The organism is Mesorhizobium sp. M0276 (genome assembly GCF_040321755.1).
Classification (GTDB): domain Bacteria; phylum Pseudomonadota; class Alphaproteobacteria; order Rhizobiales; family Rhizobiaceae; genus Mesorhizobium.
Genome location: NZ_JAMYSC010000048.1, coordinates 1 through 25,936, shown reverse-complemented (window position 1 = coordinate 25,936; position 25,936 = coordinate 1). Strand labels below are relative to the sequence as shown.

The 25,936-nt window shown below is 59.6% G+C and carries 20 protein-coding genes and 11 pseudogenes; 23 read left to right on the top strand and 8 right to left on the bottom strand.

Features of this window, described 5'->3' with window-relative positions:
* Positions 1–335: 335 nt before the first annotated feature.
* Positions 336–572: a glutathione S-transferase N-terminal domain-containing protein gene (locus tag NKJ01_RS28455; RefSeq protein WP_502905924.1), complete on the top strand. Its 237-nt coding sequence runs from the start codon at positions 336–338 to the stop codon at positions 570–572.
* A 110-nt stretch (positions 573–682) separates the two neighbouring features.
* Here NKJ01_RS28455 and istB read toward each other — a convergent pair.
* Both istB and istA read right to left on the bottom strand, forming a co-directional pair.
* A pseudogene (istB, locus tag NKJ01_RS28450) lies at positions 683–1,438 on the bottom strand (IS21-like element helper ATPase IstB).
* A 229-nt stretch (positions 1,439–1,667) separates the two neighbouring features.
* Entirely contained in the window at positions 1,668–2,981 is a 1,314-nt protein-coding gene (istA, locus tag NKJ01_RS28445; protein WP_352733108.1) for an IS21 family transposase, read from the bottom strand.
* 269 nt (positions 2,982–3,250) lie between these two features.
* Between istA and NKJ01_RS28440 the strand changes: the two genes are divergently transcribed.
* Entirely contained in the window at positions 3,251–3,583 is a 333-nt protein-coding gene (locus NKJ01_RS28440) for a glutathione binding-like protein (protein ID WP_352733105.1), read from the top strand.
* A 209-nt stretch (positions 3,584–3,792) separates the two neighbouring features.
* Here the strand turns inward: NKJ01_RS28440 and NKJ01_RS28435 are convergent, their stop codons facing one another.
* Positions 3,793–4,095, bottom strand: a complete 303-nt coding sequence (locus NKJ01_RS28435) for a hypothetical protein (protein WP_352733103.1) — start codon at positions 4,093–4,095, stop codon at positions 3,793–3,795.
* Between the two features lie 300 nt (positions 4,096–4,395).
* Positions 4,396–5,070 (bottom strand): PhzF family phenazine biosynthesis protein, encoded by a 675-nt coding sequence (locus tag NKJ01_RS28430; protein ID WP_352733100.1) that lies wholly within the window; start codon positions 5,068–5,070, stop codon positions 4,396–4,398.
* Between the two features lie 134 nt (positions 5,071–5,204).
* On the opposite strand from NKJ01_RS28430, the pseudogene NKJ01_RS28425 reads away from it, so the two are divergent.
* The 3 genes and pseudogenes from NKJ01_RS28425 to NKJ01_RS28415 all read left to right on the top strand — a co-directional run.
* A pseudogene (locus NKJ01_RS28425) lies at positions 5,205–5,465 on the top strand (transposase); the annotation flags it as partial.
* 160 nt (positions 5,466–5,625) lie between these two features.
* A pseudogene (locus NKJ01_RS28420) lies at positions 5,626–6,449 on the top strand (xanthine dehydrogenase family protein molybdopterin-binding subunit); the annotation flags it as partial.
* Entirely contained in the window at positions 6,449–6,694 is a 246-nt protein-coding gene (locus NKJ01_RS28415) for a MoaD/ThiS family protein (protein WP_352733097.1), read from the top strand. The pseudogene NKJ01_RS28420 and the gene NKJ01_RS28415, both read left to right, overlap by 1 nt.
* Before the next feature lie 180 nt (positions 6,695–6,874).
* Here NKJ01_RS28415 and NKJ01_RS28410 read toward each other — a convergent pair.
* A pseudogene (locus tag NKJ01_RS28410) lies at positions 6,875–7,006 on the bottom strand (IS6 family transposase); the annotation flags it as partial.
* Positions 7,007–7,380: 374 nt separating this feature from the next.
* Between NKJ01_RS28410 and NKJ01_RS28405 the strand changes: the two are divergent.
* The 14 genes and pseudogenes from NKJ01_RS28405 to NKJ01_RS28340 all read left to right on the top strand — a co-directional run bounded on the left by NKJ01_RS28405 (position 7,381) and on the right by NKJ01_RS28340 (position 20,519).
* Complete coding sequence (locus NKJ01_RS28405; protein WP_352733094.1) at positions 7,381–8,811, top strand: amidase; 1,431 nt, start codon at positions 7,381–7,383, stop codon at positions 8,809–8,811.
* A gap of 273 nt (positions 8,812–9,084) precedes the next feature.
* The gene (locus NKJ01_RS28400) at positions 9,085–10,677 is read left to right on the top strand and encodes an ABC transporter substrate-binding protein (RefSeq protein ID WP_352733092.1); all 1,593 of its coding nucleotides are present in this window, start codon (positions 9,085–9,087) and stop codon (positions 10,675–10,677) included.
* Between the two features lie 5 nt (positions 10,678–10,682).
* Positions 10,683–11,624, top strand: coding sequence for an ABC transporter permease (locus NKJ01_RS28395; protein WP_352733089.1), 942 nt, complete (start codon positions 10,683–10,685; stop codon positions 11,622–11,624).
* Between the two features lies 1 nt (position 11,625).
* Positions 11,626–12,507: an ABC transporter permease gene (locus tag NKJ01_RS28390; RefSeq protein ID WP_352733087.1), complete on the top strand. Its 882-nt coding sequence runs from the start codon at positions 11,626–11,628 to the stop codon at positions 12,505–12,507.
* 1 nt (position 12,508) lies between these two features.
* A complete protein-coding gene (locus tag NKJ01_RS28385) occupies positions 12,509–13,516 on the top strand; it encodes an ABC transporter ATP-binding protein (RefSeq protein ID WP_352733085.1) in 1,008 nt (335 codons plus the stop codon).
* Complete coding sequence (locus NKJ01_RS28380) at positions 13,513–14,541, top strand: ABC transporter ATP-binding protein (RefSeq protein ID WP_352733149.1); 1,029 nt, start codon at positions 13,513–13,515, stop codon at positions 14,539–14,541. The genes NKJ01_RS28385 and NKJ01_RS28380 overlap by 4 nt, the downstream gene beginning before the upstream one ends.
* Positions 14,542–14,783: 242 nt before the next feature.
* Positions 14,784–16,277: a M81 family metallopeptidase gene (locus NKJ01_RS28375; RefSeq protein WP_352733082.1), complete on the top strand. Its 1,494-nt coding sequence runs from the start codon at positions 14,784–14,786 to the stop codon at positions 16,275–16,277.
* Between the two features lie 505 nt (positions 16,278–16,782).
* Entirely contained in the window at positions 16,783–18,027 is a 1,245-nt protein-coding gene (locus NKJ01_RS28370) for a Zn-dependent hydrolase (protein WP_352733079.1), read from the top strand.
* Complete coding sequence (locus NKJ01_RS28365) at positions 18,027–18,269, top strand: hypothetical protein (RefSeq protein WP_352733157.1); 243 nt, start codon at positions 18,027–18,029, stop codon at positions 18,267–18,269. The genes NKJ01_RS28370 and NKJ01_RS28365 overlap by 1 nt, the downstream gene beginning before the upstream one ends.
* 316 nt (positions 18,270–18,585) lie before the next feature.
* Positions 18,586–18,846: pseudogene (locus NKJ01_RS28360) on the top strand (ABC transporter substrate-binding protein); the annotation flags it as partial.
* Positions 18,800–19,087 (top strand): hypothetical protein, encoded by a 288-nt coding sequence (locus NKJ01_RS28355; RefSeq protein ID WP_352733155.1) that lies wholly within the window; start codon positions 18,800–18,802, stop codon positions 19,085–19,087. The pseudogene NKJ01_RS28360 and the gene NKJ01_RS28355, both read left to right, overlap by 47 nt.
* 65 nt (positions 19,088–19,152) lie before the next feature.
* Positions 19,153–19,410 carry a transposase gene (locus tag NKJ01_RS28350; RefSeq protein WP_352733076.1) on the top strand — a complete coding sequence of 86 codons (258 nt, stop codon included), beginning with the start codon at positions 19,153–19,155 and terminating at the stop codon, positions 19,408–19,410.
* Positions 19,382–19,612, top strand: a complete 231-nt coding sequence (locus NKJ01_RS28345) for a hypothetical protein (RefSeq protein WP_352733073.1) — start codon at positions 19,382–19,384, stop codon at positions 19,610–19,612. The genes NKJ01_RS28350 and NKJ01_RS28345 overlap by 29 nt, the downstream gene beginning before the upstream one ends.
* 206 nt (positions 19,613–19,818) lie before the next feature.
* Positions 19,819–20,519 (top strand): annotated as a pseudogene (locus tag NKJ01_RS28340) (IS6 family transposase).
* A gap of 669 nt (positions 20,520–21,188) precedes the next feature.
* Here NKJ01_RS28340 and NKJ01_RS28335 read toward each other — a convergent pair.
* A pseudogene (locus NKJ01_RS28335) lies at positions 21,189–21,586 on the bottom strand (transposase); the annotation flags it as partial.
* 188 nt (positions 21,587–21,774) lie between these two features.
* Here NKJ01_RS28335 and NKJ01_RS28330 point away from each other — a divergent pair.
* The 3 genes and pseudogenes from NKJ01_RS28330 to NKJ01_RS28320 all read left to right on the top strand — a co-directional run.
* On the top strand, positions 21,775–22,503 hold the full coding sequence (locus tag NKJ01_RS28330) for a methyltransferase (RefSeq protein ID WP_352733070.1): 729 nt from the start codon (positions 21,775–21,777) through the stop codon (positions 22,501–22,503).
* Between the two features lie 18 nt (positions 22,504–22,521).
* Positions 22,522–22,760: pseudogene (locus NKJ01_RS28325) on the top strand (SMC-Scp complex subunit ScpB); the annotation flags it as partial.
* A gap of 616 nt (positions 22,761–23,376) precedes the next feature.
* Positions 23,377–24,087 (top strand): annotated as a pseudogene (locus NKJ01_RS28320) (IS110 family RNA-guided transposase); the annotation flags it as partial.
* Between the two features lie 87 nt (positions 24,088–24,174).
* On the opposite strand, the pseudogene NKJ01_RS28315 reads toward NKJ01_RS28320, so the two are convergent.
* Positions 24,175–24,318: pseudogene (locus NKJ01_RS28315) on the bottom strand (transposase domain-containing protein); the annotation flags it as partial.
* A 160-nt stretch (positions 24,319–24,478) separates the two neighbouring features.
* Between NKJ01_RS28315 and NKJ01_RS28310 the strand changes: the two are divergent.
* Entirely contained in the window at positions 24,479–24,745 is a 267-nt protein-coding gene (locus NKJ01_RS28310; protein WP_352733146.1) for a tyrosine-type recombinase/integrase, read from the top strand.
* 129 nt (positions 24,746–24,874) lie between these two features.
* On the opposite strand, the pseudogene tnpC reads toward NKJ01_RS28310, so the two are convergent.
* Positions 24,875–25,854: pseudogene (gene tnpC, locus NKJ01_RS28305) on the bottom strand (IS66 family transposase); the annotation flags it as partial.
* Positions 25,855–25,936 lie beyond the last annotated feature (82 nt).

The following is a 25,936-nucleotide window of genomic DNA, read 5'->3' as shown; positions in this document are numbered from 1 at the left end:
TGAGCCGGTGAATACGGGCAAGGGTTCTCGGCAATTAGTCAAGAATCCCGGGCACTGGCTGCCGCGCAGCAGCGCGATCGAGGTTTGGGCGGCCGCACCGTGCAAGACGCGGAGCCCAGCCTGCCTGCCGCCGCTGTCCGGCCGTCACGCGGCCGTGACCTTCGCGGCGCGCACCCTGCCGGTGTCCTCCCACCGGCAGGGTGCCATTTCCTGGATGTCGGCTCGCGACAGGCTCCAAAAACATACGCCGAGAATCTAAATCGCAGCGCGCTGGACTGCTGAAAAAACACCTGTGGCGACCGTCGCCGGCCATGCACCGACTGGCGGAGGATTTCATGTACAAGCTTCATACGCGCCCCAACACCGGCGGCTTTGTCGTCGAGGCGCTCGCTTTGGCGGGCGTGCCTTTCGACCAGATCGATGTTACAAAGTCTGACCCGCCCGACCAGGCCTTTCTCCACATCAGCCCGTTGAACCAGGTCCCGGTCCTGATCTTGCCGGACGGAAGCTCGATGACCGAGTCGGCGGCGATCTGCGTATTCCGACGAAGCCGGCCATCGATTCCGATTTGAAGCCGGCCAGTCATTCCGATTTCATTCCGGCCGGTGTTCCGATTTGAAGCCGGCCATTTTTCGGACTGATCCTGGGTCTCGTTGATGTTTGGATTGGGTTTCGTTTCAGGTCAAGCTTGCGCTGTTTCAGACGCTCTCGGCGAGCGCTGTTTTCGCATGCTTTCACCGGTGAGATCGATGCGATAGGCGTTGTGAACGAGGCGGTCGAGGATGGCATCGGCCAGAGTTGGGTTTGCAATGATCTCGTACCAGCGATCCAGGGGCAGCTGACTGGTGACGATTGTCGATCGGCGTTCGTAGCGGTCTTCAATGATCTCAAGCACATCACGCCGCTGATCATCATTGAGTTTTTCCGGTCCCCAGTCATCGAGAATGAGAAGGTCGGTTTTGGCGAGTTGCTTGAGGATCCGGCCATAACGTCCGTCGCCTCACGTGAGGGCAAGTATTGCAAACAGCCGGGGAACGCGGTGATAGGCGACGGAGAAATCCTCTCGGCAAGCTTTGTGGCCTAGCGCACAGGCCAGCCAGCTCTTGCCCACGCCCGCCGGCCCGGTGATGAGAAGACTGTGATGCTTGCGAATCCAGTCGCAGCCGGCGAGCGCCATGAACAGATTGCGGTCAAGACCGCGTACGGCACGAAAGTCGGCATTCTCGATCTGTGCGTCGTGGCGAAGCTTTGCAGCCCTGGCGCGGGCTTCGAAACGCTTCTGGCGGCGCATGGTAGCCTCGCGCTTGAGCAGCATGGCAAGCCATTCGCCATGCTCGAGGCCGCGTGCTTCGGATTGTGCGTCGAGCTCCTGGAAGGCGGTGGCCATGCCATGAAGGCCGAGTTCGCGCAGCATGTCGATCGTCGGATGGATAAGCATTGGTGTGTCTCCTCAATGAAGTAGTCAGGGCCACGCAGATTGGCGTGATCGACGATGGCCGGTCGGTTCGGTGGAATGCCTTGCGGCCTTGTGATTGGCGATGAGCGAGGCGATGCTCTTGCAGTTCAGCCCACCGATCTCGACAGCGCGGGCTGACACGGCTTCGGCGCGATCGCGTGTGACATCGCGAAACAGGCGCAGGACACCCAGGCACGTTCGAAAGCCTTGTTCAGGATGTGGGCAGCTGGCGAGGATTGCGACAACCAAGCCTTCCGTCTCGGGCCGACGGATGCGGCCCAACGCCGAAAGCACTCCCGTGTCCATTCGGCATAGCGGTGGGAACTGGGAATGTGATCCGGATCGGTTCCATGGCGAGGATCGGCATAGCGGCGCTGATGCCGGCAATGCGCTTGCCGCGGTGGAAGATCTCGATTTTGCGCGCCGTTGCTCTCAGATCGATCTGCTGGCGAATGAGGTTGTGCGGCACGGAATAGAAGAAGGTCTTGAACTCAACATGGTAGTCCGTCGAGACGCGGGCCAAACGCCATTCGGCGAATTCGTAGTCTTCGCTCGCAAGGCTTGCGAGCGCAGCACGCTCGACGCTCTCAAACAGTTGCCGGCGACTGACGCCCAGCCGACGCATGACGTGATCATTGATGCGATCGAGTGCCTGGCGAATGGCGGCATTGGCCTCGGCCAGCGAGAAGAAGGTCTGGTTGCGCAGCCGCCCCAGAATGCATGACTGGGCGAAACGCACGCCGTTCTCGACTTTCGATTTGTCCTTCGGCCGTTGCGGCCGTGCCGGAAGAACGCCGACGCCATAATGGGATGCCATCATGCCGTAGCTGCGATTGATCTCGGGATCGTAGAAGCTGGCGCGGCTGACGCCCGACTTCAGATTGTCGGGGACGATCAGTCGGGGAACGCCATCAAAGAAACGAAACATCCGGACATGTGAACCAATCCAGTCAGGCAGTGTCTGGGTCCAGGTTGCTTCGGCATATGTGAAGCTGGACGCTCCCAAGACCGCCACAAAGATCTCCGCCTCACGGATCTCACCGGTGTCTCGATCAACGATCGGGATCCTCTTGCCGGAATAGTCCACGAAGACCTTGTCGCCGGCGGCGTGTTCCTGGCGCATCGTCGGGGAAAGCCGCTGTTCGAAGCTGCGAAAGAGCTCGCAGAACCGGCTGTAGCCATATCTGTCGGGATGACTTCCTCGATACTCCTCCCACAAGATGAGGAGCGTGACGCCCGGCTTCTTGAGCTCGACGGCAAGATTGGCCCAGTTCGGCTCTGTACGCCGCCGCGTACCCTGTTTGACACCATTGCGAGCGAAGAGTTTGTTCTCAAGCGCGTCATCGGTCAGCTCGCCTGGCAGGGGCCAGCTCAACCCGATTGCCGCTGCGCGCTGCAGATTATCCTGCACCGTACTGCGTGCTATTCCCAGCACGACCGCAATCTCGCGGGAGCTGGTCCCACTTCCGGCAAGCCGAAGCATTTGTCTCAACTGTCTCATGGTCAGCCTTCTCTTTGCCGGCATCAAAATCTCCTCGTTCGTAGCGAGGTGTTTGATGCCAAAGTTGCTGACCCAGGAGGTAATCTTCAGTGCCGAAAACTGGCCGGTCTTTGGTTGGAACGGTGGCCGGCTTCATACCGGAATGCTGGCCGGTGTTTGATCGGAATGGCGGCCGGCTTCACGTCGGAATCCGCAGCGATCTGCATCCTGCTCGCCGAGCGCCACCCGCAGGTGGGCCTGGCGCGGCGGCGAATTCACCCGCCCGCGCCGACTTCCTGCGCCGGATGATCTTCATGTCGTCGGTGATGTATTCGGCCGACCGGCGGTTCTGCCACGCCGATCGCTACACGGCTGACCCCAGCGGCATGGAAGCGGTGAAGAAGGCTGCCGTTGCCGAAATGGATCGCGGCTTTGCTATTCTCGATGCTGCCCTCGAAGGCCAGGACTGGCTGGTCGGCGACGGGCTCTCGCTGGCCGACATCTACCTCGTCATGCTGCTGGCTTGGCATCCCCAAGTTGAAAAGGTTCCGAGCAGCTGGCCGAACATCGAACGCCTGTGGGCCGGGTTACGCGAGCATCAGGTGATGAGGAAACTGAACACCTCCCACGCCATGTGGCCGGCCTGAATCGATTGCCTTGGTTCAGGCATTTTCCACGCGGCCGAGCCCATCCGTCGTTCCTGCAGGAACCGGCGCAGAGCCGGATCGCATTCGAGGCCGATCGCCCGATCATAGGCTGAGGCCGCTTTCAGAGTCCTGCCGAGCCTGGCCAGGAGACGGCGCGCGGTGCCCAATAGGGCTGGTAGCCGGCAAGTCGCTTGTCGCCGCAAAGCTCATCAGGTGGGCTCAATCCCCGCCGCAGCACCCTCGGCATCGGCAATGGTTGCGGCGCAGTTGATCGACTTCTCGTCGGGCAGGTCTTCGTCGGCCATGCGGAGCTCCATCTCCTCGGCGACCAGCCTGAGAACGTCGCGGGCTGCGCCGGTCAGCCGCCGTCGACGCGGCGCCTGCGCGCCACCGCAAGCAGCCAGGCTTCCGGCCAGCGCCGCCGCAAAGGCGTCACTCAGCGCGTCCTCGGCGACAGCGACGTTATCTTCCTCTTCAGAAAGGTAGCCGACTGTGTGGCGTATGAGTAGCATTCGAGTTCTCGGCGCACGCCGCTTCGGAAACGTGACGGCGAATGTCCTTGAAGGACCTCGATCGCGTCACTCATCACATCGGTCGTCAGCGACGGCAAGGGGTGGAACTTGATCCTTGCTGTCACCGATCGGATCGCTTGGTCGTGGACTTTGCTGCCGTTACTGAAAGCGCCTACACACCAGCGTCGGGAAGGGAAATCGTGGCTTTCATGAAAGTCACGGCATTCCCGACTAGAAAGACTCGATCTTCGGTCAATTCGCAATTAAGCCAGCCGCCGCGCGCCGAGGCCTGGTAGGCCATTAGCCTCTCGCGACCCAGCCGCTCGGCCCAGTAAGGAACCAGGGTGGCATGAATTGACCCGGTGACCGGTCCTCCGGAATGCCCGCACCCGGAGCAAAGTAACGGGACACGAAATGCGCTCGCCCGTTGCCGGCTTCCGCCCCCGTCACGACAAGGCCTACAGACCCGAGGCGGGCAATCGAGTCAAAGTCAGGGACAAAGCTACGCACAGCATCCGCGCTGCCGAGATCGGCGAAGATGCTCTCGAAATTTCGGAAGATGCGGACAGGCGGGTTGTCGAAAACACCTGCGATTTCTGCGGGAAGCGTCTCCAATGGCTCCGGCGGCAGACGGGGAATGTCCAGTCGGTAGGCATGCGGACCTTGTGTAACTCGCAGCTCGCCGACGCGTGTGTGAAAGACGAGCGGAGCTTCGGCCTTGGTCTCGGTCAGCAGCACATGCGCGGTCGCCAGGGTGGCATGGCCGCAGAAATCGACCTCATGCGCCGGAGCAAACCACCGCAAATCCCATGCGCCATCCGACCGCACTTTGACGAAAGCAGTTTCGGCAAGATTGTTCTCTTGGGCGATCGCAAGCATCAGGGCATCCGGCAGCCAGTCGTCGACCACAAGAACTGCAGCAGGGTTCCCCGCAAAAAGCCGGTCGGTAAAGGTGTCTACTTGATACATGTGCATGGGGGCCTCGTTGTTTCGGACGGCCGACCTTTAATTCGACGGACGCTCAACTGCGAGCCGCAATCGTTGAAAAAGGCGGCGTTGCTGGCGGTGTGAAGTGCTGATTGAGTCTCTCTGCGATGGAGATTGAATCGATGATGGGCGAGCGGACGGTGATGCAGGAGGCGCTGTTCTACGAGTTCAGCATCGAGCGTCACCTGCCTGGCGATCATCATCTGCGCTCGATCGACCGTTTCGTCGACCTGTCCGGCCTGCGGTCGCATCTGCGGCCGTTCTACAGCGAGATTGGGCGGCCCTCGATCGATCCCGAACTGATGATCCAGATGCTGATCGTGGGCTACTGCTTCGGCATCCGCTCGGAGCGGCGGTTGGCTGAGGCGGGAGAACTGACGCTCGACGAATTGTGCGTCGAACTGGAAGGCCGCGGCGTGATCGTGCACCGCTCCAATGTCGGCCGTCTGCTGCACCGCCTCCGGCTCAGCCACAAGAAATAGGCTCCTTCTCGTTCAAAGCAACGGAGGCGCGGCCTTTATTGATGATATAGAACAGCGTCCCGATGTGGGTGGTTCCCGCGCGTCGCTTTCGCTGGTCGCGGCGGAGGAGCTCGGCATCCCCTATGAGCAGGTCAAGGCGGTGGTCGCCGATACTTCCAGCCTCGGCTACAACGACATGACGGACGGCAGCCGCGGCACCTTCTCCTCCTCCATGGCGACGATCTCGGCCGCCCGCAACGCCATCAAGGTGTTGCGGGAACGCGCCGCGCAGATGTGGGACATACCCGTCGACGACGTGGTCTGGGAAAAAGGTCACTCGATTGCCAAGGGCGAGAAATACGGCAACCTTGCAGCATTGTCGCTGAAGGAGATCGCAGCCGCGTCAGGGAAGACGGGGGGACCGATCGCAGGCCACAGTGAGCTCGTCGCCGACGGCGCAGGCGTCTCCTTCGCCACCCATATCTGCGATATCGAGGTCGATCCCGAGACCGGCGCCACCAGGGTGCAGCGCTACACGGTCGTGCAGGATGCCGGCAAGGCGGTGCACCCGACCTATGTCGAGGGACAGTACCAGGGCGGTGCCGCGCAAGGCATCGGCTGGGCTCTCAACGAGGAGTATATCTACGGCAAGGACGGGCGGCTCCAGAATCCCGGCTTCCTCGAGTATCGCATCCCGGTCTGCTCGGACCTGCCGATGATCGACACGCAAATCCTCGAAATCCCCAATCCCAACCATCCCTACGGGGTGCGCGGCGTCGGCGAGACCTCTATCGTGCCGCCGCTGGCGGCGATCGCCAATGCGGTGTCGAACGCCGCGGGCGTGCGCATGACGCACATCCGATGTCGCCGCCGCATTCCTGGCGGCGCTCGGAACGGGGAGGGTGATGGTCGAAGTGACCCTCTGGGGATCGCTTGGTGCTGTCGCCGGAGGCAAGAACAAGGTCGAGATCGAGGCCAAGGACATAAGGGAGCTGTTCAGGAAGCTGGCTGAACAGTATCCCGGCCTCGAGCCCTTGATCGACCGCGGCATCGCCGTCGCCATCGACGGAACGATCGATCGCGACACCTGGTCGAAGGAATTGCCAAAAGGCTCCGAAATTTTCCTGCTGCCGCGTCTTGCCGGAGGATAGCTGGACAATTGTCAACGGCGGTCGGAATCTCTTCGTCCCATCCCAGACCAACCGCTCCGCAGCACAAGTTCGAACCCATCGACGCCACGCCATGGCCGCGTGGGAAGCCGTGAGTGCACGGCCTGTCTGAAAAGCGCGGTGTAGGCCTCACGCGGCTACATTTTAAACAACGTGACCACGCCGGCGCGCATAATCAGGGCCGTGCTTTCGGCACCATCCGCGGATAGTCTCGTAGGAAACGACGATCCCGCGATCGAACAGCATTTCCTCGACATCGCGCAAGCTCAGATTAAAGCGGAAGTAGAACCAGACACCACCGCTATCCGACCGAAATCGTGGCCCGTGCTGTTCTTGTAGGTCGGTGCACTCACGGACATGGGGCGCGCTGCTACCTCAATTTCCTTACCGCTCAATCAATGTGACAGCACCTCTTCAACAGCGTTTGCTGGACCCGGAACTTGAAACCCGGCCCATGTTGCAGTTCGCATAGCGTGCGAGGTCCTGGCCCAGCATGCTGCACTCCCGGCCAACAGGGCGTGGGGTCTTTTTGAACTCGCGGATGTCGCGTCGGCCACGAGGTTGCGGCCATCTCGTTCCCAGATGGGCATGATATTTAAACTGAAATTGACTCGGGCCAGCTAGTGATCGACCTTCATGCATCATAAAACTCCTAGGACGTAGCTAAGATGAAATTGAGCGAATACGTCGATCACGACGCTACCGGATTGGCCGCTCTGGTGCGCGCGGGCGAAGTAACGCCCTTGGAATTGACGCGGCTAGCCCGCCAAGCCCACGACGAGGTCAATCCACGCGTCAACGCTGTTATCGAATTCTACGAAGATGCTGAGACTGTTGAGGGCTCGGAGGGAGGGGTCTTCCAAGGTGTGCCTTTCCTTCGCAAGGATATTGGGTTCACCGAAGCTGGTCGCCTCCAGGAAAAAGGGAGCCGTCTGTTCAAAGGCCATCGTTCGAATACCGACAGCTATTTTTTCCGGCGCGCGCGGGACGGGGGGCTTCGGACTCTGGGAAGAACGACAACGTCGGAGCTTGGAACTACCCCAATGAGCGAATCCATTCTCAATGGCATCACCGGCAATCCATGGGATCTGGAACGCTCAGCTGGAGGCTCGTCTGGAGGATCCGCGGCCGCGGTGGCCGCCGGCATTACTCCTATTGCCCACGGCAGCGATGGCGGCGGGTCAATTCGCATCCCCGCGTCCTGGTGCGGTCTTGTCGGATTGAACCCATCCCGCGGACGTGTTTCCGGCGGCCCGGACAACCAGGACGCAAACTTAGGTCTCAGCCGCGCGTTTGTTCTCTGTCGGACTGTGCGCGACATGGCCGCCGCGCTGGACGTCTTTTCCGGTCCTCATCCTGGGGACCCATTTATTATCGTCCAGCCGAACCGTTCCTATGTGGAGGAGCTCTCACAGCCCACCGGTCGTCTGCGGGTCGGGGTGGCTAGGACGAGTTGGGGCGCGGTCAACCTCGATCCGGAAGTGCTGCGCGCTGTCGAGTCGACGGCAACGCTTCTGCAGGAGATGGGGCACACGGTAAAAGACATCGACCCGCCATATGAGCCCGTCGAGTACAGCAGATTATATCTCGCCCCGACGACCGCGAGTGGGCTCGAAAAAGCGGCGCGCGCCATGGGGCGCACTATCAGCACAGATACCTTGGAGCCGGTCAACCTCAAACGGTATGAATATAGCCGCGATTTGCCACTTTCCCGAGCGGCGGATTTAGAGGAGGCCCTCCGGAAAATACGTTTCCGCGTGGGCAAGGCGATCCATACCTTCGACATTCTTCTGACTCCCACAATGCCAATCGTGGCCGTGCCGCACGGCGGCATCTATTCTGCAAACAACCCGGCGGTCTCCGCAGAGGATTATGTGGAAGCGGACACGGCGATTTGTCAGTATACTGGCGTATTCAATGCCACCGGACAACCTTCGATGTCCTTGCCTTTGTCGCAAAGCGCCCGCGGGCTGCCGATCGGTATTCAGATCGTCGGCCGCTTTGGCGATGAGGCCACGCTGGTCCGTGTCGCGCGCGATCTGGAGAAAGCTAGACCTTGGAGCCACCAGCGACCAAAAATTCGAGCAGGGAACAGCTGACAATCGGATCAATGTTCGAAACTGAATGTAAGCAAACTTCCGAAAAATAACGCTTCGACCCCCCGACAGGAGCAGTGAGAACGAACTGCGTCCCCTCGTAAGGGAGATCGTTCTCGAGCGGGCAAGAAGCGAGGCGGATAGCCATCACCATGTTCATTGAACTCGTTGCTACATGGCAAGAATAACAAGACTGAATTTGACGCACACCAACCCCAACGCGAATAACTTTATAGACCCTAATCTGCCAGAATAACTCAACAGGGGAACTGGAACATGACGATCTCTCGACGCAACCTGATTAAGACGGGTTTGGCCGCCGGAACGGCCTTTTCGATCCCGTCGGTCCTGCGGGCACAGACGGCGCCAACCGCCGCACGGACGGTTCGAATGGTGATGGAGAATGTCAGTGTGTTCGACCCGGTCGTTACAACGGCTGACATCACCCGCTGCCATGCTTTCGCTATTTACGATACCCTGTTTGGGGTCGACTCGAAGTTTGTGCCGCATCCGCAGATGGTGGGGAAGTGGGGCGTTTCCGACGACAGGAAGACCTATACGTTCGAATTGCGGGATGGCCTGGGCTGGCACGATGGCACTCCGGTCACCGCGGCGGATTGTGTGGCCTCGGTCCGTCGCTGGGGCCAAAAGGCTCCCGGCGGCCAGTTGCTCATGGAGCGGGCCAGCGATATCGCGAAGAAGGACGACAAAACCTTCATCATCGCACTTAAGGAACCGCTAGGTATTCTGCTCGACACCCTGGCCTTCCAAGGCCCGTTCATCATGCGCGAGAAGGACGCGAATCTTCCCGCAACCGAGCAGGTGACCGACAATATCGGGTCGGGACCGTTCAAGTTCAACCATGCTCTTGCCAGGCCGGGCGCGAGCTTCACCTACGACAGCAATGAAAAATACGTGCCACGCAGCGAGCCATCCGACGGCCTGGCCGGCGGAAAGATCGTCAAGGTCGATCGTGTCATCTGGGACAATATCGCTGATCAGCAGACGGCGATGGCGGCCTTGCAAGCAGGTGAGGTCGATTTCTTGTGGTCGCCGCCTTTCGATCTCTTGCCAGTCATCGAGAGCGATCCCAACCTTGAACTGCAAGTTCTGGACAAGTCGGGCTCCGACATGTTTCTCCGCATGAATTGTCTGCAAAAGCCGTTCGACAACGTGAAGGCACGCCAAGCGCTACTTCATCTGGTGGACCAGGAAGCGTTCATGCTAGCGGCTTTCGGTGACCCAAAATACTTAAGCACCGTCACATCGATGTTTGGCAACGAAACACCGGTGTCCAACGACGAAAACACGGCATGGTACCATAAGGGTGGCGACCCGGAGAAGGCCAGGCAACTCTTTAAGGAGGCCGGATATGCTGGCGAAAAGGTCGTCATTCTTCAGCCCACAGACTTAGCAGCGATCAGCAATAGCGCGCAGTTGCTGGCGGCCACGCTGCAAAAGATAGGAATCAATGCCGCGCTTGCGCCAAGCGACTGGGGCGGGGTTGTCGCGCGCCGGGCTAAGAAGGATCCTGTTGAGAACGGCGGCTGGAGTATTTTCATATCTGACGTGCCTGAAGCGACCCTCGGCAATGTTATCACCAGCTCCACCTTGCCTATGAACGGCGAAAAAGGCTGGTTCGGCTGGCCGCAGAACGATGAATACGAGGCCCTTCGGGCCAAATGGGCGGATGCCGAAACGCTCGAAGAGCGGAAGGCCCTTGCCCGCAAGATGCAGCGGATATGGTGGGACTATGCCCCCCAGGTTCTGTTGGGTCAGTTTGTCGCGCCAATCGCACGCCGCAAGACGCTCACTGGCCTCATTGGCGTGCCGGGGCTCATCCCAATGTGGAACATGCAGAAGGCCTGATTCCAGTGGCTACTTACATCCTGCGCAGGATGGTCTCGACCATTGCCGTCATGGCGATGGTCGGGATCTTCATCTTCCTACTTGTCAGGCTGGCGCCGGGCGATCCGGCGGCGATGATCGCCGGCAAGTCGGCCACGGCGGAGGTGATCGCCGGCATCCGCGAACAGCTGGGTCTGAGCGATCCGATGCCCGTACAGTTCGTACGTTGGGCGTCGAGCATCCTCAGGGGTGATTTCGGGATCTCAATTTTTTCTGGGCGACCGGTTCTCGATCTCATTTCGCAGCGGCTTGAACCGACCCTTTCCCTGTCAATCCTGACGATGATCCTTTCGGTGACGGTGGGGGTCTCCTTCGGCATCCTTGCCGCGTGGCGAACTGGCGGTCTCGTCGACCGCCTCCTCACGGTCTTTTCGGCGCTTGGTTATTCTGTCCCGGTCTTCGTCATCGGCTATTTTCTCATCTACTTTTTCGCTATCAAGATGCACTGGCTGCCGGTCCAGGGATATGCGCCGATCGATGGTGGCCTCGGGCCTTGGTTCGACCGCCTGATCCTTCCCACCGTGGCTCTTAGTCTTGGCTACATTGCATTCATCGCCCGGGTTACGCGGGCGAGCATGCTCGAGGTCCTGTCAGAAGACTATATGCGAACGGCCGCCGCCAAGGGCGCCTCGTCCTACGCCATGCTTTTCCACCATGCCTTGAAGAATGCCGGCGTGCCGATCCTGACGGTGATCGGCCTAAGCTTTGCCTGGCTCATTGGCGGAGTCGTGCTTACGGAAACGGTGTTCAACATACCTGGAATCGGTCGTCTGGTCGTCGACGCGATCAACAATCGCGACTATCCCATCATCCAGAGCGTGCTCATCCTGACTTCGGGTCTATACGTCCTTATCAATCTCGCGGTCGATCTTGCCTATACGCTGATCGATCCCCGCATCCGGTATTGATATGACGCTCCCCATCACAACACGTGAAACCGTGCCGACGGCAGGTCTGCGGCTATCGGGCCTTGCCCGTCTCGCAAAGCGACATCCGCTGGTCCTGATCGGCGGCGGCCTGTTGGCACTCCTGATCATTCTGGCTCTCGCCGCACCGATGTATGCCGGCGATCCGGTGAACATGGATCCGTTCACACGCCTCCAGCCACCTTCGGACTCCATGTGGTTCGGAAGCGACAATCTGGGACGGGACGTGTTTGCAAGAACCATCTTCGGCGCTCGGATCTCCCTTATGGTGGGATTGCTGTCGGCGGCCTGCGCGGCTGTTGCCGGGCTTCTGATCGGCATCCTGGCCGGCTACAACCGCACGTTCGACAATATCGTCATGCGGGTCATGGACGGCCTGATGTCGATCCCGACGATTCTGCTGGCCATTGCGCTTATTTCTCTAACAGGGCCGGGCATCGGCATCCTCATCGTCACCATTGCAATCCCTGAGGCGCCCGCCGTCGCGAGGCTGGTTCGCTCGGTTGTCCTTAGTGTTCGCGAGCGCCCCTATGTAGAGGCCGCGCTTTGCGGCGGTGCGCGGCTGCCAAAGGTGCTCTGGAGGCATATCCTGCCGAGCACCATTCCGGCACTGATGGTGCAGAGCGCTACTGTCTGTGCAAGCGCGATTATGACCGAAGCCGGGCTGAGTTTCTTGGGCGTAGGTGTGCCCCCCGAGATTCCGAGCTGGGGCAACATGATTGCCAGTTCGCGCCTGTATCTCGCCATTGCTCCAATGACGATCTTCGCCCCCGGCATCTGCCTTGCCGTCACGGTTCTTGCCGTGAACCTCCTCGGGGATGGTTTGCGCGATATGTTCGATCCCCGCGCGAAGCGTAGGCGCTGAAATGCAAATGCATAACACTGTAAGGCAAGACGTGCTTCTCGACGTTCGAGACCTTGAGACACACTTTTACGGCGAAGAAAGCGTCACCCGCGCCCTGGGTGGCATCAGCTTCCAGGTGATGAAAGGCGAAACGCTTGGGGTCGTGGGCGAATCTGGGTGCGGGAAGAGTGTCACCGCCCTCTCCATTCTTCGCCTGCTGCCGAAGCTGACCGCCAAGACCGTCGGCGGTGAGATCCGCTTCGGTGGACGGGATCTCCTGAATCTGTCTGAACGAGAGATGCGCAAGATCCGCGGTGACAAGATCGCGATGATCTTCCAGGACCCGATGACGAGCCTCAACCCGGTCTACACAGTCGGCCACCAGATCGCCGAAGCGGTACAGATTCACACGGGAGCCTCCCGTCCAATTGCGACTGCCAAGGCCGAAGAAATGCTCCGGTTCGTCCGCGTCTCGGACCCTGAGCGTCGCGTCAATAACTATCCGTATGAAATGTCGGGCGGCATGCGCCAACGCGTCATGATCGCCATGGCCCTTGCCTGTTCGCCGGAACTGCTGATCGCCGACGAGCCGACGACGGCGCTCGACGTCACCATCCAAGCGCAGATCCTGCGGTTGATCGTTGATCTGAAAGAGCGCATGGGAACGGCCGTGATGTTCATCACGCATGATCTGGGCGTCGTCGCCGAGACATGCCAGCGCGTCATCGTCATGTATGCCGGCCGGATCGTCGAGCAAGCGGCTGTGACGGATCTGTTCGCGCGTCCCATGCATCCGTACACCCAGGCTCTCATGCGCTCCGTGCCTGACCGGCGGCAGGGCCGACAGCGCCGTCTGCCAGAAATTCCCGGCATTGTCCCAAGTCTTCGCGAGCCCATTGTCGGGTGCAGCTTTGCGCCTCGTTGCCCGTTCGCGATCGACATTTGCCGCGAGAAGACGCCCATCCTGCGTGATGTCGGGTCGAGCCACGCCGCCGCTTGCTGGCGCGCCGAAGAGGTGATGGGCGCATGAGTGGTCCTTTGCTGCAAGTCGAGAATCTGACCAAGCATTATCCGCTCGGTGCGGGGTTCTTGAAGAAGCCTTTTTCTGTGGTGCGCGCCGTTGAGGGAGTGTCCTTCTCGGTTGAGGCGGGCGAGACGCTCTGCATCGTCGGCGAATCCGGCTGCGGCAAATCGACGGTCGCACGCCTATTGATGCGGCTCGTCGATCCGACTGGTGGGCGCGTGCTCATCGACGGGACCGATATTGCGGGCCTCAAGAAGCACGAGCTTCGCGCGCATCGCCGTCGGATGCAGATGGTGTTTCAGGACCCTTACTCATCGCTGAACCCGCGCCTTACCGCTGGGCAGATTATTACCGAACCCGTCGAGAATTTCGAGCGTCTCAGCCGCAAGCAGCGCAACGCACTTGCCGCGGACCTCCTCCAGAAGGTTGGCATGGCGCCCGAGATGATGCACAGGCTGCCATCCGAGTTGTCGGGTGGCCAGCGCCAGCGGCTCGGCATTGCTCGCGCGCTATCACTCAAGCCCTCGCTCATCATCGCCGACGAGGCGGTGTCAGCCCTGGATGTCTCCGTGCAGGCACAGATCCTGAACCTGCTCATGGATCTGCAGCAGCAGATGGGCCTCGCCTTCGTCTTCATCTCGCATGACCTCGGCGTCGTCGAGCATATCGCGCATCGCGTCGCGGTCATGTATCTGGGACGGATTGTGGAGCTCGCCCCTTGTGAGGCGCTGTTCGCCAAGCCGGTCCACCCCTACACCGAGGCGCTGATCGCGGCGGCACCTGTGCCGGATCCGACGCGAGTGCGGTTGGAGGCGCCCGTCGAGGGCGAGGTGCCAAGTCCGATCAACCCGCCGAGCGGGTGCGCGTTCCATCCGCGCTGCCCGCTCGCGGTCGAGCGCTGCCGCGTAGCGATACCGCCTTTGGTGCCGATGGCAGATGGGCGCGATGTGGCCTGCCATGTGCGTGCTCCGGCGTCGGACATCCCTGGCCACCTGGCTGAAGCAGCGAATGCTTCGGCCACGACAGCTTAGGCCAGTCAGCAGTCAACCTATCGAGGAAGCAATGCAGGAAGATTCACACGATATAGGCCCAGCCCGGCGTGATGACGGCTACAATCGCGACGAGATCCCTTGAAGAGGGCTACACCTACGGGTCGCGACTGGGGCAAATATGAAGTCACCAATAGCGTGGCCCTGACAGACCTCAACCTCTAGACCGCATCCATATTGGATCGCGGTTAGCAATTTTCCTGTTCCTCAATAAGAGCTTAATTATGTCCTTCAATGTTCTAACCGCCTGTTTCACCCACGAGTCGAATACCTTCAACAAGAGGTCCGCCGGCTATAACGCATTCACGAAGTACTTTGTCTATTTCGGCGACGATGCTATCAAGAAGCTGGGCCATGTTAATGCCGAGCTGGCCGGTTTTTGCGACTGCGCGCGCGACTACGGCTGGAAGCAAACGCATGTTCTCAGCGCTGCCGCCGAACCGGCAGGCGTTGTAACTCGGGATGCTTTTGATCGCTTGGGTGGCGCCATCATCAACGCCGCTGGCGTGCACAAGGAAAAGCTCGACGGGATCCTGCTTGCGTTTCAAGGCGCCATGGTCACCGAGTTCTGCGAAGATGGGGAAGGCGAACTCCTTGAGCGGCTACGTGCAGTGGTCGGACCTGACATGCCTATTGCGATCACGCTTGATCCTCACTCCAACGTGACGCAGAAAATGTGTGAGCTTGCAGATATAATGGTGTCTTATAAGACTTATCCTCACGTCGATATGCGGGAGACTGGCCGGCATGCCGGCGCAATTCTTTATAGGACCATGAAGGGTGAAATTCGACCGCGCACGCTGCGCGCCCATCGTCCGCTGTTGTCAGAAGTGAATGGCGGGCGCACCGATGCCGGTCCGATGGTCGAGCGGATAGCGAAAGCCATAGCCTATGAGCAAGAACCTGGCGTGCTCGCAGTCAACATCAATGCCGGGTTCGCCTATGCCGATATCCGCGAGATAGGTCCAACTGTCACAGTCACCTACGACGGCAATGAAGATAAGCATCGCGCCTTCGCTGAAGAGATCGCCGATGACATATGGAAAAAGCGCTTTGATGTAATAAACTCTTATCTCTCCGTCGAGGAGGCGGCGAAGATCGCCCAGGCATATGCGCGCGGTACGGGCCCGTTGATCATCGCGGACTATGCGGACAATCCCGGCGCTGGGGCCTATGGCGATTCGACCAATCTGTTGAAGGCGATGATAGAGGCCGGAATTGAGGATGCCGCCTTTGGGCCGATGGTTGATGCGGAAACAGCCAAGCACTTGCATGGCCACACTCTCGGCGACCGCGTGCAGGTACAACTGGGCGGCAAATGCGATCCAAGCTTCGGAGGGGGGCCCTTGGAACTTGAAGGCGAGGTCTGCCTTATCAGCGATGGCTCCTATACCTGCGATGGTGCGATGTATGGCGGAATGAGTTTTTCCTGGGGTAAAACTGCAGTCTTGCGCGTCAAGGGGATCGACATTCTCGTGGTAAGCGAGCCAGCACAGATATTGGACTTGCAGCAATTTCGCGCCTTTGGCATCGATCCTGCTGCAAAGACCGTAGTTGGCCTGAAATCAATGCAGCATTTCCGCGCTGCCTTCGAGCCTATTGCCGGTGAGGTAATCGTCTGTGACAGCGGGGCTCTCACTACACCGAATTGTGAAAAACTGGCTTTTCGGAACGTGCCGCGGCCAATCTTCCCGCTCGACCGAGAAATGAAAATCTGAATCAGAATGTCACGTTGCGGAAGATTGATTGCAAGACGAATCCGAAATCGCCGTTTATTCTCCAGTCTGGACTAGATGCCATAGTGGGCTGGCGCTTCCGGTTGAGTAGCCAAGAATTTGGCTCTCCCGCAGAATGGTGGTGCTGGAACGGAGTGCGAACCAGGGCAGCGTGTGCATTGTGGACGCGAGCGGAACGATCGTAGGGGACGTTCACTATTTGCGCGGCGGTCGACGACCCGTCACGATTTGGAGAATTTCCATGCGATCGGAGCCTACTTCGGACTTACGAAATGTTCGACCGACAAAACAAAGGTTCCGGAACGGTGGGAAGACACTGTCTTTGGACTTCGGTGCGATGGCCGCAGCGACTGGCGGGATCTCGTCCGGGTTGCGTTAACTGCTTACTCGATTGGCGCGGTTCCGCTGCTGCTGATCATATATACCCCGAGATCACACAGGCCCCACCAGCGCCAAGTGTCCTCAAACTACGCTAAAGAGGTAAGCTATGACAATTTCTCCCGAAGCTCGTGTGTCCCTCGATCGTTTTTGGTCGACGATCGAAGCCTCCGCCAAGATCGGGGAGGGCCGTCCGGGCGGACTTTCGCGTCTAACGCTAACGGATACCGATCGCGAGATGCGCAATCTATTTTGTCACTGGTGCGGGGAGGCGGGGTTGAGCGTCGAAATCGACGAACTCGGCTCGATCTTCGCAAGGCGTAAGGGTACGGACGACGAACTACCGCCGATCTTGATCGGTAGCCATCTCGATACCCAGATCAACGGCGGTCGCTTCGATGGGATTGGCGGTGTGCTTGCAGGTCTCGAACTTGTGCGCACGCTTAACGATGTTGGGCATGTGACCAAACGGCCCATAATCGTCGTCGATTGGACCAACGAAGAAGGCGCGAGGTTTTCTCCGCCGATGGTAGCCTCTGGCTGTTTTGTCGGGCGGTACGAACGCGAGTGGGTCTACAACTTGATTGCCGATGACGGCCCACGTTTCGTCGATGAGCTTGAGCGAATTGGCTACAAGGGCGACAAGCCTTGCAAGGCGGGCGAGATCGACGCCTATTTCGAGCTGCACATCGAGCAGGGGCCTCTCCTCGACGCAGAGAGGCGCGAGGTAGGGGTTGTCACCGGCGCGTACCCGACCCACGGCATGCGTGTGCGCTTCGAAGGCGAAACGGCCCACACCGGCCCGACGCCGATGGACCTACGCCGCAACGCGCTGATCGCCGGGGCTCGATTTCTGACCGCGGTCGACGACATTGGTTGGGAATTCGCCATCAATGACGGCAAGGCCACTGGTTCGCGCCTCGCTGCGTGGCCGAATAAGCCGGGTATTCTTTCTGATAGGGCCCAGTGCGTGGCGGATGTACGCCACCCCGATCCCGTGACGGCCCGGGTCATGGCCGAAAAGATGCGTCGTGCCGCCAAGGCCAGTGCCGCCATGGCGGGCTGTGTCGTCGTGGTTGAGGACGAATGGTTTTGGGGGGGCGACATCTTCGAGGGGAAGCTTATCGACAGCATCCGCGACGAGGCAGTTCGACAAGGCTATAACTGGCGCGACATCCACTCTCAAGCAGGGCATGACGCCTATCATATGGCGATGCATTGCCCGAGCGCGATGATCTTTACGCCCTGCAAGGGCGGCATCACCCACAACAGTAACGAATCCTGCGAGCCCGCAGATTTCCGCGCAGGGCTCAACATGCTTTTGCACGCCGTCGTAAAACGGGCGGATCGCTGATGCGGATTTTTGAACGCGCAGACATCGGCGCACAGCTTGGCTGGGCTGGTTCGATCGGGGGGCTTCGGGGACTTCCGCTGCTACGACAGTTGCTCCCGCTTGGATGGTCGTCTGGGCAAACGCTCGTCACCAACCTCGATAGCGGCTCGGCCGAGCACTTCTATGACGTGATCTCCTGCGCCCGCGGCCAGGCCGAAAGCCTGATCAAGATGCACAAGAGCCAGCTCACCTCCTGGCTGTAACCGCCTGCTAACCAGCTCCGTGGTAATAAGACGCGCAGCCGCTCTCTATATATATATATATATATATCTTTGCATCGCGCCGACGTGCCCCACCCCCATGTCGAACTAGCCCGTCGCCGCGCAATCCGCCTAGAGGAGCTCGGGATGGCCAAGCAGGCAGACTTAGCTGGTCCCGAAGAAGTTCGACTTCGCGCCCGTTGATGCGCGCGCCCAGCGGATACCATGGTGACCGGCGTTGCCATTATCGTTTCCTCGCTTAAGCTGCAGTTGCGGCGACGGAAGGCCGGCGCTCAAGGAAACATCATGCCAACACCAAACCATCAGTTCGATATTTGGAAGCGATACCCTTGTATCCAACGACGAAAACACCGGATGGTTCAAGAAGGGCGGCGACCCGGAAAAGGCCAGGCAACTCTTCATGGAGGCCGAATATGCAGGCGAGAAAGTCGTCATTCTCCAATCCACGAATTGGGCGGAGGCCAGCAATGCCGCTCAGCTCCTCGCAGCTACATTGCGGAAGATCGGAGTCAATGCCGAACTCGCGCCGAGCAATCGTCGTTGCAGCACAGCGTCCCGAGATGCGTTTTGTCCAACCGAAGTCGGAAGATCAGCAGGCCTGCGCTGTGTTGTTCCGAGCCCGGGAGCGGCTTCTCCATCAGCGCACCGAGCTTGTGAATGCTCTGCGTTCGGTGCTGTATGAATATGGCCATGTCGTTCCAAAAGGAATCGCGCATGTGAAGCGGATTGAGAGCATCCTGGAGGAGCCTAACAGTACAGTGATCTGCCCACGCTGGTTCGCGAGGAATGCCGAGATCTGATTGAGCAGATTGCCGAGAAGACAGCGCGGATCGAATCCAAAACGAAGAAGGCCAGAGCCCTGTCAATGGAGACCGATACAGGGCGGCGACTGCAGACAGTGCCTGGTGTCGGGCCGCAAACCGCATTGGCGATCAGCGGCTTTGCTCCACCGATGGAGAGCTTCAAACGCGGACGGGACTTTGCGGCTTGGCTTGGCCTCGTGCCACGCCAATACACCTCCGGCGGCAAGGAGCGACTTGGACGCGTTTCGAAGGCCGGGCAGACCGACCCGAACTTTGTTGATCAGCGGCGCCATGTCACGCCTGACCGTGCTAGGCCGTAAATCGATCGTCGAGGGATCATGGCTGGCACGGATGCTGCGCCGCAAGCCGCTCATGTTGCGTCGCGATCGCGCTTGCGAACAAGATGGCACGGGCGATTTGGGCGATGATAACGAAGAAAGAAGATTATCGAGATCCGGCGCGAGTGGCGGCTGCATGATGGATATGCACCACCGCAAGCTGGCGTCGGTGAAGGAGGTGTAGGAAGTCGACGACCTGAATGGGCATAATGATCGAAAAGATCTGGATCGGGAAAACCAGTGTGGTTCTTCGAGCTGAGAGCTCGCCTACAAGATTTGGACCGGGTCCGCAGATCACCATCCGGGCCAGCGGCTTCTCGAAATGCCGAGATGAAAAGGCCTGAGAGAAGAACGCACTCGATCACTAGCCACAGCAGGTTGAAAAGCTTCTTGCATCAAGGGCGGCAACCAGAGAAGAACCACCGCTATCCGATCGAAATCGTGGCCCGTGCTGTCTGGCTCACTTCCGCTTCAATCTGAGCTTGCGCGATGATAGAGGAAATGCTGCTCGATCGCGGGATCGTCGTTTCCTACGAGACTATCCGCCGATGGTGCCGAAAGCACGGCCCTGATTATGCGCGCCGCATACGCCGCAAGGCACCAACGAAAGACGATGTCTGGCACCTGGATAAAGTCGTGGTGCGCATCAACGGTCAAAAATGCTGGTTGTGGAAGGTTGATCAGGACGGATATGTGCTCGACGAGACTGTCCAGACGCGTCGCAACACCAAGGCCGCCAGGCGCCTGCTGACGCGACTTCTGAAGAAGCAGGGTCTGGCGCCAAAGCGTATGATCACCGACAAATTGCGCTCCTACGGGGCGGCCAAACGCCAGCTCATGCCCAACGTGGAATACGCTCGCATAAAGGCTTGAACAACCGGGCGGAGAATTCTCACCTGCCGTTCCGAAAACGGGAACGAACGCGACAGGGTTTCCGGTCGGTCGGCTCAAGGCAGCATTTCGTGTCGATCTTCTCCGCCGTCCGAAATCTCTTCGTCCCATCCCAGACCAACCGCTCCGCAGCACAAGTTCGAACCCATCGACGCCACGCCATGGCCGCGTGGGAAGCCGTGAGTGCACGGCCTGCCTGAAAAGCGCGGTGTCGGCCTCACGCGGTCACATTTCAAACAACGTGACAACGCCCCGCCAGCAATTCGCCGGTCGACGGGTTATGGACCTCGAATGTCCGCCTACTGACTGGCGTGCCAAGTGCCGGCATTGAGGTCGATGGCGCCAAACAGGTCCGGGGATTTCAGGTGGCGAATTATCGATTGGAAAAGCGGCAATACTGGATTCCTTCCTAATGCGGTACCTGGGTCTTGGCAGGTTGTCAGACTGCCCTGCGCCTCCGGCTTTCCCATAGAGCCTTGGACGGATGGCGGGTAGACCCACCATGAATCCTCAACCGGAAGGGCCACGAACGTGAACTCTAGAGGTGACGCAGATGTCGGCACCGACCGCAGCCTGAAAGGCCTATGCCAATACCAGCCAAACCCCAGCGTGCCCCGAAAGCGCCTGGCCAACCGGATTCTGCAACGATGTCTGCCGACGCCGGTCCTATCGTGTCAGGGGCATCGCGATAAAGTACGCCATACAACGCCGCCTTTATCAACCAAAGACAGCTACGGCTGACTTGATGATGATTCCGCCGTCTGGGCTTCGGCGCTTACCCGCACGCACAGAGGCAGGATTCTGCACCATGGCAGCCCGCTCGAGGAGCGGACTATCCTGCTACGGCCGGCGTTCGATAGGTTCCGCCTCTGGCCATCAATGCCCACACGATGCGCGCCGACTTGTTGCTCCAGTGCATGCGCGGACTTTTTTGAACGTCCAGCCGTGCCGGCCGAGCTAGGCGCTCAGGGCGCTGCGGCTGATCTTTACCAACCGCTCGGTCTCCAGCCGAGCCACCATCTCGTTCAGTGTGATGTCCTTGCGCTTCTCGATCATTCCCACGATGAAGGCTTCGTGCACATCGAGGCTGGAAGCGCGGCGCCGACCCTGCCGCCGCGGCATCCGTTCGCCGATCTTTGCCCGCGCAATCCATCGTATCGCGCTCGATACCCCAACCCCGAACCGCGCCGCAGCCTGCCGTGCCGACATGCCTTCGTCCAACCTTCACCACACGCGACCGAGGGTCGCCGCTCAGTGCCTTTCCCATCGTCCACCTGCGTCGAGACGGACGTTGAATCACCAGCGGGCAGTTCAGTCACATCACATTCGACTCATCGATCACGGGACGTGCTCTAGCTTTCGGCTCTATTTGCAACTAGCAGTTGTTGTAGTTGCAAATGGATAACCCTGACTTCACTTTGAGAGAGGCAGCAACTTAAGGATACACACCCGATGATGTCTCGCACCACCCCCACAACGCCCGCTTCTGAAGCTCTCCGGGCCGACTACAAGTCCAAAAGCTGGAACGGCATTTCTGTCTATTATACCGACAACTTAGATGGCGGCGGCCTCGAATTCGCTGACGATTACCGCGATCTTTTCGATCGCTTCAAAAACAAACCTCGCTTCCAGCGTATGTTCGAATGGTGCAGTGGCCCTGGATTTATCGGATATTCGATGTTGGCTGGCAATATTTCTGAGCATCTTTGTCTAGCAGACTTCTATCTTCCTGCAATTGACGCCGCAAAATATACTGCATGCCAGAATGACATCGAAGATCGTGTGACAATTTATCAGGGAGACGGACTTCTGGCGTTGCCAGATTCTGAGAAGTTTGACCTCGTCGTTGGCAATCCGCCCCACTATGTTGAGCGCAATATGAACAATCTTGATACGGAGCCGCGTATATATGTGGACGATAAGTGGCTTTTGCATCGTGATGTTTTTTCGGGAATTCGCAAGCATCTTGAGCGCGATGGCCTCATAGTTTTGATTGAAAATGGCAGGGGCTCACATATCGACACTTTCAGACCTATGATCGAATCGTCGGGGCTTAAGATATCTGGATGGCAGTGGTCGCGGCGATTTAATTTCCTCTATTATCTATTCATCATGCGCGACGATTCAAAAGTGCAACCGCACATACGCACTCAGGGCAACGATTCTGAACTAAGGTTTGCGTGATATCGCGTCGAGGCGACGATCTTCGCGGCAGGCGAGCCGGTCACCCGAGAGACGCTCGCGCGCGTCGCCAGAAACCGCAGCATCGACCTTCTCATCGACCACATCCGCAAGGAGCTGCGCGGTCGGCCGGCGGCTGGAAGCATCAGACGCGGCCGGCCTATGCCGACGCCATCCGCATTTGGCACAGCCATCGGCGAGGGGGGCATGCGCATGCCGTAGACCTGACGCAGTCGGACGTGCTGGGTAGCCGTTGTTTACAGGCCACGGCCTTGAGCGGCATGGGTCTGTAGGCCCAAGGCAGCAGATCGTCGATGTGCTTTGTGGATGGCCGGCGACGATCCGGGCGATAACGTCAGCGAGGTAGGTGTGAGGCCTCGACGCCGTTGAGCTTGCATGTTTTTGCCGACCGCCGAACTATGCCGAGCGCCTCTTCCGATCATGGCGGTATGAAGCGCTTTGCCCGCCATTCCGACCAAGAACCGGTTCGTTGACACTCGCATAGTTCTGATGCTCAAAGAGCGTTCAGGAACTCAAGAACCCTGTCGTTTGGTCGAAATCGTTCGGCCTTGGCGCGTTCGTATGGCTTCAGCTTGTCAAGTGCGGATTCCTTCAGCTCAAGATGTGCGTGAAGATAGGTCAGCGTCGTTTGTCAGGGGCACAACCCCTGAATCTATGGGGATATGGATGGCGCTGATCTGCAGCGTCTGACGAAGGAAGAGTTGATCGATTTGGTGCTGCGGATGCAGCGGCTAGATGGGGTAACGGGCCTCTGGCGCCGCGGCCAGACTTTCGGTCGAGGCGGTCGTCCCTCACAATGATGGTGTGAACGGCGTCATGGCCGAAGCCAGCGCCAAACATCAAGGAGACACGACCGTGGATTATTATGCCGGGATTGATGTGTCATTGGAATGCTCAAGTGTCTGTGTGGTTGATGGGCAGGGCAAGATTGTGCGGGAAGCGAAGGTGGCGAGCGAGCCGGAGGCGCTGATCGCCTGGTTTGCGGCGCTCGAAGTACCGCTTGCGCGGATTGGCCTGGAGGCAGGCCCGCTGTCGCAATGGCTATTTGCTGGGCTGCAGGCGTCCGGCCTGGCAGTGGAGCTTCTCGAGACGCGCCACGTGCGCGACGCCTTCAAGGCGATGCCGGTGAAGACGGATCGCAAGGATGCGCGCGGCATTGCACAGCTCATGCGGCTTGGCTGGTTCCGCCCCGTGCACTGCAAGTCACTGCCGGCACAGGAGGTCCGCGCCCTGCTGACCACGCGCAAGCTCCTGCAGTCGAAGCGGCACGATGTCGAGATGAGCATCCGCGGGGTCTTGCGCGGCTTTGGCCTGAAGGTTGGCCCGACGACGCCGAAGACGTTTGAGCGGCGGGTTCGCGAACTGGTCGCCCATCATGACACGCTGCAGCAGATTGCCGAGGCTCTTCTCAAGACCCGAGCGGTGCTGCTGTGCGAGTTCAAGACGATCGAGAAGCGTCTTGTCGGATTGGCAAGTCGCGATGGGCAGGTGCGCAACCTGATGAGTGTGCCGGGGGTCGGGGCTTTGGTAGCACTGACATTTTCGGCGGCCATCGACAACCCGTCACCCATGCGCGACTATCAGATTGATCAGCGTTCCTCGGATCGGGCGACCTCCTGCGTTCCAAACCTTGACAGCGAACATCAGCTGTTCTCAGGCCACGGCCCTGAGTTCGGGAGCCGGGATGTAGGCCCAGGGCAGCAGGTCGTCGATCTGGCTGTTCGGGTGGCCATTGACGATCCTGGTGAGGACATCGGCGAGATAGCCGAGGGGCTCGACGCCGTTGAGTTTGCAGGTTTATGCCGACCGGCGAACTATGCCGAGTGAGCAAGTTTTTACCAACACTTTCCTCAACATAGCGGTAGCTGGATCGGCATAGCTTAGGCGCAACGGCTCTCTTTCCGAACACGCACGGCGGCAAACTGAGCGCCGACGGCGTGCAGGCGCTGCTGAACAAATATGTCGCCAAGGCTCGCGAACACTGCGTCACCCTCCGCTCGAAGCGGGTGTCGCCCATGTTTTGAGGCACAGCGCTGCCATGGAGCTGCTGCAGGCGGGCGTCGATTGTTCGGTCATCGCCTTATGGCTGGGCCATGAGGCGATGGAAACGACGCTGACCTATCTTCACGCACGATCTCGAGCTGAAGGAATCCGCACTTGCCAAGCTGAAGCCATACGAACGCGCAAAGGCCGAACGATTTCGGCCAAACGACCGGCTTCTTGAGTTCCTGAACGCCCTTTGAGCATGAGAACTATGCCGAGTGTCAACGACGGCTTCTTGGTCGAAATGGTGGGCAAAGCGCATCATACCGCCATGATCGGACGAGGCGCTCGGCATAGTTCGCCGGTCGGCATAAACCTGCTTATGCTGCGCGCGGCATAAGGCGCTTTCGATCAGCGAGGCGACGACTGCCCAGTGTTCGTCGCCGCCATCAGAGCCTGCAAAAAGGGCGTTTCTTCCGATTGAGCGCGATCGGACGAATGGAGCGCTCGACTGTATTGGAGTCGATCTCGATGCGGCCGTCGTCGAGGAAGCGGGTCAGGCCTTCCCAGCGCAAGCGTGTAGCGGATTGCCTCGGCGAGCTTGGTCTTCTGGCTAATCAGGCCGAGCTTTTCGCGCAGCCAAGGTTCGAGATCGGCAATGATAGCGCGGCTATTTTCCTGACGCATCGCGCGGCGTTCGTCAGCCGACCGGCCGCGGATGACGTCTTCGATCTTGTAGAGCTCGGCGATCCGTCTCAGCGCCTCGCTGGCAATCGGCGCGGGACCGGCTGCCGCCAGTTCATAGAAGCGCCGGCGCACGTGTGCCCAGCAGAAGGCGAGCGTCACGCCGCTTTTCTCGGCCAGCACGCGATAGCCGCCATAGCCGTCGACCTGAAGGATTCCGCTGAAGCCTGCGAGATGAGCGATCGGACGCTCGGCCTTTCGGTCCGGCGCATAGACATAGGCGACGCCCGGCGGGTCGCTTCCATTCCATGGGCGGTCATCGCGGGCATAGGCCCACAGCTGCCCAGTCTTCGTCTTGCCGCGGCCCGGATCGAGCACCGGCGCCGTGGTTTCGTCAGCAAAGAGCTTCGGTGAAGTCTTCAGCTTGCCAAGCAGCCGCTCATGCACCGGACGAAGGTGCCAGGCGGCGCGGCCGACCCAGTCGGCGAGCGTGGACCGGTCGAGATTGATGCCCTGCCGGGCATAGATCTGCGCCTGACGATAGAGCGGCAGGTGGTCAGCATATTTGGACACCAGCACCTGAGCGACCGTCGCCTCGGTTGGCAAACCGCTCTCGATCAGCCGGGCGGGCGCCGGAGCCTGAACGACCACATCCTCGCAGGCGCGCCGTACGCATACGACGAAGGCCGCATGATTGGCACAGGCGCGTGCGCGCGGCGGGCTTTATGATGGCGATGCGTGAAGGTCA

Coding starts and splice junctions, on each gene's coding strand:
- NKJ01_RS28380 (WP_352733149.1), top strand. CDS start 13,513: ATGAGTGGTCCTTTGCTGCAAGTCGAGAATCTGACCAAGCATTATCCG.
- istA (WP_352733108.1), bottom strand. CDS start 2,981: ATGCCGGCAAAGAGAAGGCTGACCATGAGACAGTTGAGACAAATGCTT.
- NKJ01_RS28365 (WP_352733157.1), top strand. CDS start 18,027: ATGCGGATTTTTGAACGCGCAGACATCGGCGCACAGCTTGGCTGGGCT.
- NKJ01_RS28430 (WP_352733100.1), bottom strand. CDS start 5,070: ATGCACATGTATCAAGTAGACACCTTTACCGACCGGCTTTTTGCGGGG.
- NKJ01_RS28400 (WP_352733092.1), top strand. CDS start 9,085: ATGACGATCTCTCGACGCAACCTGATTAAGACGGGTTTGGCCGCCGGA.
- NKJ01_RS28375 (WP_352733082.1), top strand. CDS start 14,784: ATGTCCTTCAATGTTCTAACCGCCTGTTTCACCCACGAGTCGAATACC.
- NKJ01_RS28390 (WP_352733087.1), top strand. CDS start 11,626: ATGACGCTCCCCATCACAACACGTGAAACCGTGCCGACGGCAGGTCTG.
- NKJ01_RS28370 (WP_352733079.1), top strand. CDS start 16,783: ATGACAATTTCTCCCGAAGCTCGTGTGTCCCTCGATCGTTTTTGGTCG.
- NKJ01_RS28435 (WP_352733103.1), bottom strand. CDS start 4,095: ATGCTACTCATACGCCACACAGTCGGCTACCTTTCTGAAGAGGAAGAT.
- NKJ01_RS28350 (WP_352733076.1), top strand. CDS start 19,153: ATGGAGACCGATACAGGGCGGCGACTGCAGACAGTGCCTGGTGTCGGG.
- NKJ01_RS28440 (WP_352733105.1), top strand. CDS start 3,251: ATGTCGTCGGTGATGTATTCGGCCGACCGGCGGTTCTGCCACGCCGAT.
- NKJ01_RS28455 (WP_502905924.1), top strand. CDS start 336: ATGTACAAGCTTCATACGCGCCCCAACACCGGCGGCTTTGTCGTCGAG.
- NKJ01_RS28405 (WP_352733094.1), top strand. CDS start 7,381: ATGAAATTGAGCGAATACGTCGATCACGACGCTACCGGATTGGCCGCT.
- NKJ01_RS28355 (WP_352733155.1), top strand. CDS start 18,800: ATGCCGAACTCGCGCCGAGCAATCGTCGTTGCAGCACAGCGTCCCGAG.
- NKJ01_RS28415 (WP_352733097.1), top strand. CDS start 6,449: ATGGTCGAAGTGACCCTCTGGGGATCGCTTGGTGCTGTCGCCGGAGGC.
- NKJ01_RS28385 (WP_352733085.1), top strand. CDS start 12,509: ATGCAAATGCATAACACTGTAAGGCAAGACGTGCTTCTCGACGTTCGA.
- NKJ01_RS28345 (WP_352733073.1), top strand. CDS start 19,382: ATGTCACGCCTGACCGTGCTAGGCCGTAAATCGATCGTCGAGGGATCA.
- NKJ01_RS28330 (WP_352733070.1), top strand. CDS start 21,775: ATGTCTCGCACCACCCCCACAACGCCCGCTTCTGAAGCTCTCCGGGCC.